Genomic DNA, 6625 nt, shown 5'->3' with positions numbered 1-6625 from the left:
CCCCGGTGGCGGATGACGCACCGGTCCCGCCAGCCGCAGAAGACGCCGACGACGCGGAAGGGCCGTTGCCGCCGCCGGTCCCCCCTGTTCCCATATCGCCGAAGCGTTGCCGGGCCTGCTCGTAGGCGCGGGAGGCTTCGCGTGCGGCGGATTCGCGCTCCGCAGCACCGCCAGCCCCCCCCATCCCGTTGCCGTTGCCGCCGGGGCCGGCTGTGTCCAGCGTGCGCGAAAGCAGCACGTACGCCTCGTTCAGGCGCTGGAAGCGACGGGCCGCGTCGGGCCTGCCGGGGTTCAGGTCCGGATGCAGCTCGAACGCCAGCCTGCGGTACGCCTTCTTGACCTCGTCAAGCGACGCGCCGTTGCCGACTTGCAGTATCCGGTAGCATTCCCTCAGCGTCACGCGACCTCCGCCCCCCATTTACCCTGCCCGCAGCCCTTTTCGGCTGTTTCGGCGAAAAACCTTACCGCCGCTGCGTCTTTCTTGACTGGCGGGCCTGTCTACCGGCTACTTGTCGCCGTTCTTGTTCCTGTCCAGAACCAGGGCGTTGGCCTCGCACGTGCAGTCGGAGGCCAGCAGCCCCCGCGCGGCCAGATACGCCCGCCCGGCCTCGGCGAATTCGGCATGCCGCACGTCGGGCCGGATGCCGGGACAGTATTCCTTGGCCATACCCAGGCTGTCCGCGTCCACCAGGTTGCCGCGAAAGAACGGCCAGGCCCGGCAGATGTCCGGCTTGCCCTCGTGCACGGTGCAGCCGCGCCCGGCGGCAAAGAACACGCAGTTGCCGTCCGGCCCGGTGCGCACCTTCAGCTTGCCGTTGCGGCGTTCGCCGTAGGCGGCCTCGAAGGCTTCGGGCGTCATGCCCAGAAAGGCGCAGATGCGCGCAAGATCTGCAGGGCTGACCACGATGCCGCCCTCGCCCTGGCAACACTGGCCGCACATGCGGCAGTCGAAGGCGTCGTCCCACGGCGCGGAGGACGTCGAGGATGCGGGGGGCGCGACAGGCGGGGAGGACGCGGAATCGTTGACGCTCACAGCAGCCCCCCGGCCATCAGCCTGCGATGCTCCACCATCAGGCACAGATCCTCCACCACGGCCACGCCGCGTTCGAAGAGCATCCGGCCCGCCTCCGGACTGGTGATGCCCGACTGCATCCAGAACAGGCGCGGCAGGCGCGGCAGGGCCAGCACCTCCACGGCATGGGCCGGGCAATGCTCCGGTGCGCGGAACACGTTGACGATGTCCACGTCGATCGGCACGTCGCCGATGGTCGGATAGGCCTGCATGCCCCACACGGTGCGGCGCACCGGGTGCACCGGGCGCACGTCGTATCCGGCTTCGATGAGATAGCGGCCCACCATGTCCACGGGCTGGCCGGGCTTGTCCTTGGCGCCGATGACGGCGATGGTGCGCGATTCGCGCAGTATGGTGCGAAGCGTGGCGTCGAGCAGCATCCTGTACCCCTGAAACCATAATATGCGGCAAAAGCCGTGGCCGCGCAGCCCGACGGCGGGCGCGGCCCAGGCCTCTTCTGTGGTCGCACTGCCGTTGCCGACCGCGATCAACAATACGGAAGCATCCTCTCTACCCGGCCTTGCCGCCAAGCGCAATCGCCGCCCCCGGCCCCTGCGGTTTCATGGCGACGGGGGCGAAACCGCCCGCCGGTGACGGCAGACGCCAGCACTTCGCCCGGCTGCGCCCTGCTGTGCCCTGTTGCGCCCTGTTGCGCCCGGCTGCGCCTTGGCCTACCTTGTGCCCATCGTCGGAACCACAGCCGCAAAGGAGCCCCGGCCCCCATGTCCCACACGCCCCGCCCGCACACCCCGCCCTCTCCCCGCCCGTTCACCGCAGCCGAACGCCTGCCCGCAGAAGAAGCCCGGCTGCGCCAGTCCCGCGCGCTGGAAATCCTTGCCGCGCAGGCCCCCGATGCGGGCGGCCTGATGGCCTTCTCGCGCGTGGCCATCTATTACCTTGCCGGCACGGCGGGCAACGGCGTGCTGTGGCTGCCCCGCGAGGGCGAGCCGGTGCTGCTGGTGCGCAAGGGCGAGGAACGCGCCCGCCTGGAAAGCCCGCTGGCCAACATCGTGTCCTTCCGTTCCTACGGCGATCTGACCGGCCTGTGCGCCGACGCGGGCAGCCCGCTCGCCCCGGTGGTGGCGGTCGAAATGTCCGGGTTGCCGTGGTCGCTGGCCTCCATGCTGCAACAGCGGCTGGCCGGGGTGGCCTTTGTGCCGGGCGACGCGGTGCTTACCCGTGCCCGCGCCCGCAAGACCGAATGGGAACTGGTCAAGCTGCGCCTGGCCGGTGCCCGCCATCACGAATGCCTGCACGACCTGCTGCCCGCCCTGTTGCGCCCCGGCATGACCGAGCGCGAGATTTCGCACCTGTCGTGGCAGGTGTTCTTCAGCCGGGGGCACGGCGGGCTGATGCGCATGGGCGCACCGGGCGAGGAGTGCTTTCTGGGGCACATCGCCGCTGGCGAAAACGGCAATTACCCCAGCCACTTCAACGGCCCGCTGGGCCTCAAGGGCGAGCACCCGGCCATCCCGTTCATGGGGTACGCGGGCTCGGTATGGCGGCATGGCACCCCGCTGGCGCTGGACATCGGCTTCTGCCTCGAAGGGTACCACACCGACAAGACCCAGCTGTACTGGGCGGGCAACGCCGCCTCCATCCCCGACGCGGTGCGCCGCGCCCACGACCTGTGCATCGAGGTGCAGGCCCGCGCGGCGGAACGGCTGCGCCCCGGCGAAATCCCCTCGGACATCTGGCGATCCACGCTGGATCTCGTGGAACGCGCAGGCCTGTCCGAAGGGTTCATGGGGCTGGGCTCCAACAAGGTCACCTTTCTGGGGCACGGCATCGGGCTGACCATCGACGAGTACCCGGTCATCGCCCACCGCTTCGACGAGCCGCTGGAAGAAGGCATGACCATCGCCCTGGAACCCAAGATGGGCATTGCCGGGGTGGGCATGGTGGGGGTGGAGAACACCTTCGAGGTTGCCGACGGGGGTGGTCGCGCCCTGACCGGCACGGCCTATGACATGGTCTGCGTGTAGCCCCCCCCCGCAGCCTGACCTTCCGGTGCCGGCACGGCCCGGATCCAGCGTAACCGGCCGTAACCGGGCGTAACCGGGCGTAACCGGGCGCAACCGGGCGCGACCGGGCGCAACCTGGCGCAACCTGGCGCAACCCGGCCCCGACACGGCCCGGCCAAAACGAATCCCGCCTGCCACCAACCGGTCGCCCGCGCAGCAGCACGAGCGACCGGTTTTTCGCTTGACCCCAGATAGACGACTGGTCTATTAGCGCATGTATGAAACGTGACGCACGCCGTGCCATACTGGATGCCGGGGCCGAACTGGTCCACCGCAAGGGTTTCAACAATACCGGCATCAAGGAAATCCTCGACCTGGCAGGCGTGCCCAAGGGGTCGTTCTATTTCTACTTTCCCAGCAAGGAAGAGTTCGGCCTGGCGCTCATAGACCATTACCGCGAGGTGCGCACCCCGGCCCTGGCCCAGGTGCTGCGCGACGCGGACGTGCCGCCGCTGGACCGGCTGCGCAGGTTCTTCGAACTGGCCCGCCAGCGTTACCAGCAATGGGATTATGAGCGCGGCTGCCCCTTCGGCAATCTGGCCCAGGAAATGTGCGATCTTTCCCCTGCCATCTGCGAAAAGCTGCGCGAGGTGCTGGGCGGCCTGTCACGGGCCATGGGCGATGTCCTGAACGAGGCCGCCGCACGGGGCGAACTGGCCCCCGACCTGGAACCCTACGAGACCGCCGCCTTCGTCATGGACGCCTGGGAAGGGGCCATCCTGCGCATGAAGGCGGAAAAGAACGTCCAGCCCCTGCTGCGGCTGGAGAAAATGGTCTTCACGCGCATCCTATCCGGCCCGCGGGCCGCCCCGGCCATAACCGCCGGGAATAGCCAAGGCGATTAGAAGCAGACACGCCGAAGCATCCCTCGTCCGTGTGCAAGGCGCCACACCAGTCCCGGGAAACAACCGGCCAGTCATATAGACGACCGGTCTACTATGTACCCCCCCGCAAACAAAGGAGCCCCCCATGTATCTGGTGAACACCGTGGAACGCGACAAGGCCGAAGGCATCGTGGCCGACACCTACGCCCTGGTTCCCCCGCAGATCGACATTCCCGTACCCATGCGCCTTCTGAGCGTCAGCCCCGGCCTGATGGAGCGCCAGGCCGGCACGATCCGCTACTTTCGCCATCACGACCGGCTTTCTCCCCCGCTGCTGGCGTCCATCCGCTACGTGGCCTCGGAAAAGTTCGCCTACGCCCCCTGCTCCGTGTTCAACCACGACCTGCTGCGCATGCAGGGCATGAGCGAGGGCGACATCGCCAGCCTGTCCTGCAAGCCCGCAGAAACCCCGCTGGACGAAACCGAAAGCGCCCTGCTGGCCTTCGTGACCAGGGCGGTCAACGAGCCCGCCGCGGTTACCCGCGCGGACATCGAGGCGCTGATGGAACTGGGCTGGCGCGAGTCGGACGTGGTGGACGCCGTGCAGGTGGCCTCGAACATGCTGGGCATGTCGTTGATGTACCGTACCTTCGTCAGGGATTAGCCCGCACGGCACGGCTACCTGCCATACCGACCGCACCCATGCGCCCCACCTCTCGGGGGGTGCAGCAAAACGCCGTCCGGGGAATTCCCCGGACGGCGCATCGCATTCAGGTTGTGGGCGTTGCCCGGCCCGGACAACGCGGTCCAGTCCAGCGAATCAGTCCTCCCACTCCTGCTTCGGCTTGCCGAACGCCTCCAGCAGGGCCTGCTCCATTTGGCCGGTGGTGAACAGGTCGCGCAGGACCACCGGCGAGGCGGACAACAGCCCCTTGGGGAACAGCGCAACCACGGGAATGCTGCTGCTGCCCAGCGAGCGCAACAGGGCCTGGGCCTCGGGCGACTCCTCCGTCAGGTCCACCCGTATCAGGCGCGCGCCGTGGCGGCGTGCCCATTCCGACACCGCCCCGCTGGACAGGGTGGTCTGTTCCAGCAGTTTGCAGTTGGGGCACCAGTCGGCGGTAAAGTCCACGATGAGCGGCTCTTTCCCCAGCATGGCCCGGAAGGTGGCGGGGTGGAAAGGTTCCCAGCGGGCGGGCGGGGCCGAAGGGGCAAAGGCCAGCCACACCGCCACCGCCACCAGCGCCGGTGCCGCCAGCCGTACCACCGTCCGGCGGCGCGGCGAGGCATCAAGCCCGCCCCAGCGCCCCCATATCCACGCGGCAAAGGCCACCGCCAGCAAGGTCACCAGTGCTGGCATCAGCCAGGCATCGGGCAGGATGGTCAGCAGGTACACCGCGGTGCCCATCAGGAAAAAACCCACCAACTGCTCCAGCGTGCCGGTCCACGCGCCGGGCCGGGGAAAATGGCGCACCAGCCCCGGACGGGCCGCCAGCACCAGGTACGGCAGGGCCATGCCCACACCCACCGAGGTGAAGACGAAGGCCATGATCTCCGGCGGCTGCTGAAAGGCCCAGCCCAGCACGCCACCCAGCAGCGGACCGCTGCACGGGGTGGCCAGCAGCGTGGCCACCAGTCCGGTAAAGAACGGCTGGGCACGGCTTGAACCGCCCGCCCCCACCGCCTTCAGGTCCAGCACGGGCAAGGTGAACAGCCCGAACATGCTCAGCCCAAGGCCGAACACCACCAGCAAAAGGCCCAGCACCACGCCGGGCCGCTGGAACAGTTGCCCCCAGGCCAGCCCCGCCCCGCCCAGGATGAAGGCCAGCAACAGGAACCAGGCCATGATCCCCGCCGCGAACAACAGGTTGTGCTCGCGGAAGTGCGCACGGCGGGCCTCGTCGCCCCCCAGGCCCGCAACGGCCACGAAGCCGCTCAGCTTCAGGCTGATCACCGGCAGCACGCAGGGCATCAGGTTCAGCAGCAGGCCCGCCAGCAGCCCCAGCAGCAGCGCCTTGCCCAGGCTGGAGACCTCCAGTTCGGGCACCTGATAGCGCGGCGCGAAATTCCAGTGGATGGTACCGGACTGGGAACCGGACACCGCCCCTTCGGTTGCATTGGCGGCTGCCTGTGCGTCCGGCATGCCCGGCAAGGGCACGGAGCGCCCCCCCTTGCCGAAGGGAATGGTGACCCTGTCGCCCTGCTCCTGCGCTCCCTGCGCTTCTTGCGTACCCTGGGCCGATGTTGCGCCGCTGGCCGGGGCTACGGCGGGTGAAGCCCCCCCGACTGCCGTGCCCCCAGTCACCGCCCCCCCCGACTGGCCGGGCGTGGCGGCACCTTCTCCCGGGCGAGCGGATGCCACCTGCACGCCCGGGCGCGCCGCGCGCAGGTGTTCCATCCAGGGTTGCTCGTCGGCGCGCGGCAATTGGCCCAGCGCGCCGCCGTCCACGCGAAACGCCACTCCGCCGCGATACGGCAGGCAATTGCGGTCGGAGCACAGCAGCAGCGACACCGAGGCCGTCAGGTCGCGGTCCAGATGGTCTTGCGGCAGGCGCACGAACACCGGCGCGCGGCCTTCGTACACCAGCACCCGCTGGCCGGGGGACAGGGGATCCATGATTTCGCGCCCCGGCGGGTACAGGATGCCGGGCGCGCCGCCGGGACCAGCGGCCCCGGCAGGCGCAGCAGCCTGGGACGAGGCCCCG

General features: G+C 69.0%; 7 protein-coding genes. 3 read left to right on the top strand and 4 right to left on the bottom strand.

Annotated features, from left to right (window positions below; translation table 11 throughout):
* The 3 genes from FVW20_RS19625 to FVW20_RS04445 form a co-directional block, all read right to left on the bottom strand.
* On the bottom strand, positions 1 to 400 hold a 400-nt coding region (locus FVW20_RS19625; protein WP_307831350.1), incomplete at its 3' end, for a J domain-containing protein.
* Between the two features lie 105 nt (positions 401 to 505).
* Complete coding sequence (locus FVW20_RS04450) at positions 506 to 1033, bottom strand: YkgJ family cysteine cluster protein (protein WP_372434963.1); 528 nt, start codon at positions 1031 to 1033, stop codon at positions 506 to 508.
* Positions 1030 to 1452, bottom strand: a complete 423-nt coding sequence (locus FVW20_RS04445) for a CoA-binding protein (protein WP_196608464.1) — start codon at positions 1450 to 1452, stop codon at positions 1030 to 1032. The genes FVW20_RS04450 and FVW20_RS04445 overlap by 4 nt, the downstream gene beginning before the upstream one ends.
* A gap of 342 nt (positions 1453 to 1794) precedes the next feature.
* Here FVW20_RS04445 and FVW20_RS04440 point away from each other — a divergent pair, with 342 nt between their 5' ends.
* The 3 genes from FVW20_RS04440 (at position 1795) to FVW20_RS04430 (ending at position 4584) form a co-directional block, all read left to right on the top strand.
* On the top strand, positions 1795 to 3057 hold the full coding sequence (locus FVW20_RS04440; RefSeq protein ID WP_196608463.1) for a M24 family metallopeptidase: 1263 nt from the start codon (positions 1795 to 1797) through the stop codon (positions 3055 to 3057).
* Between the two features lie 257 nt (positions 3058 to 3314).
* Positions 3315 to 3941: a TetR/AcrR family transcriptional regulator gene (locus FVW20_RS04435; protein WP_196608462.1), complete on the top strand. Its 627-nt coding sequence runs from the start codon at positions 3315 to 3317 to the stop codon at positions 3939 to 3941.
* A 124-nt stretch (positions 3942 to 4065) separates the two neighbouring features.
* Positions 4066 to 4584, top strand: a complete 519-nt coding sequence (locus tag FVW20_RS04430) for a carboxymuconolactone decarboxylase family protein (protein ID WP_196608461.1) — start codon at positions 4066 to 4068, stop codon at positions 4582 to 4584.
* A gap of 156 nt (positions 4585 to 4740) precedes the next feature.
* On the opposite strand, the gene FVW20_RS04425 is transcribed toward FVW20_RS04430, so the two are convergent.
* On the bottom strand, positions 4741 to 6625 hold a 1885-nt coding region (locus FVW20_RS04425; protein WP_196608460.1), incomplete at its 5' end, for a protein-disulfide reductase DsbD family protein.

This window comes from Nitratidesulfovibrio oxamicus (assembly GCF_015731765.1).
Taxonomy (GTDB): domain Bacteria; phylum Desulfobacterota; class Desulfovibrionia; order Desulfovibrionales; family Desulfovibrionaceae; genus Cupidesulfovibrio; species Cupidesulfovibrio oxamicus.
Note: the sequence above shows the minus strand (reverse complement) of the source record. Positions and strands in the feature narration are given on the sequence as shown.

What these genes read in the sequence shown, in the direction of transcription:
- FVW20_RS04445 (WP_196608464.1), bottom strand. Translation starts at nt 1,452, where the DNA reads ATGCTGCTCGACGCCACGCTTCGCACCATACTGCGCGAATCGCGCACC.
- FVW20_RS04440 (WP_196608463.1), top strand. Translation starts at nt 1,795, where the DNA reads ATGTCCCACACGCCCCGCCCGCACACCCCGCCCTCTCCCCGCCCGTTC.
- FVW20_RS04435 (WP_196608462.1), top strand. Translation starts at nt 3,315, where the DNA reads ATGAAACGTGACGCACGCCGTGCCATACTGGATGCCGGGGCCGAACTG.
- FVW20_RS04430 (WP_196608461.1), top strand. Translation starts at nt 4,066, where the DNA reads ATGTATCTGGTGAACACCGTGGAACGCGACAAGGCCGAAGGCATCGTG.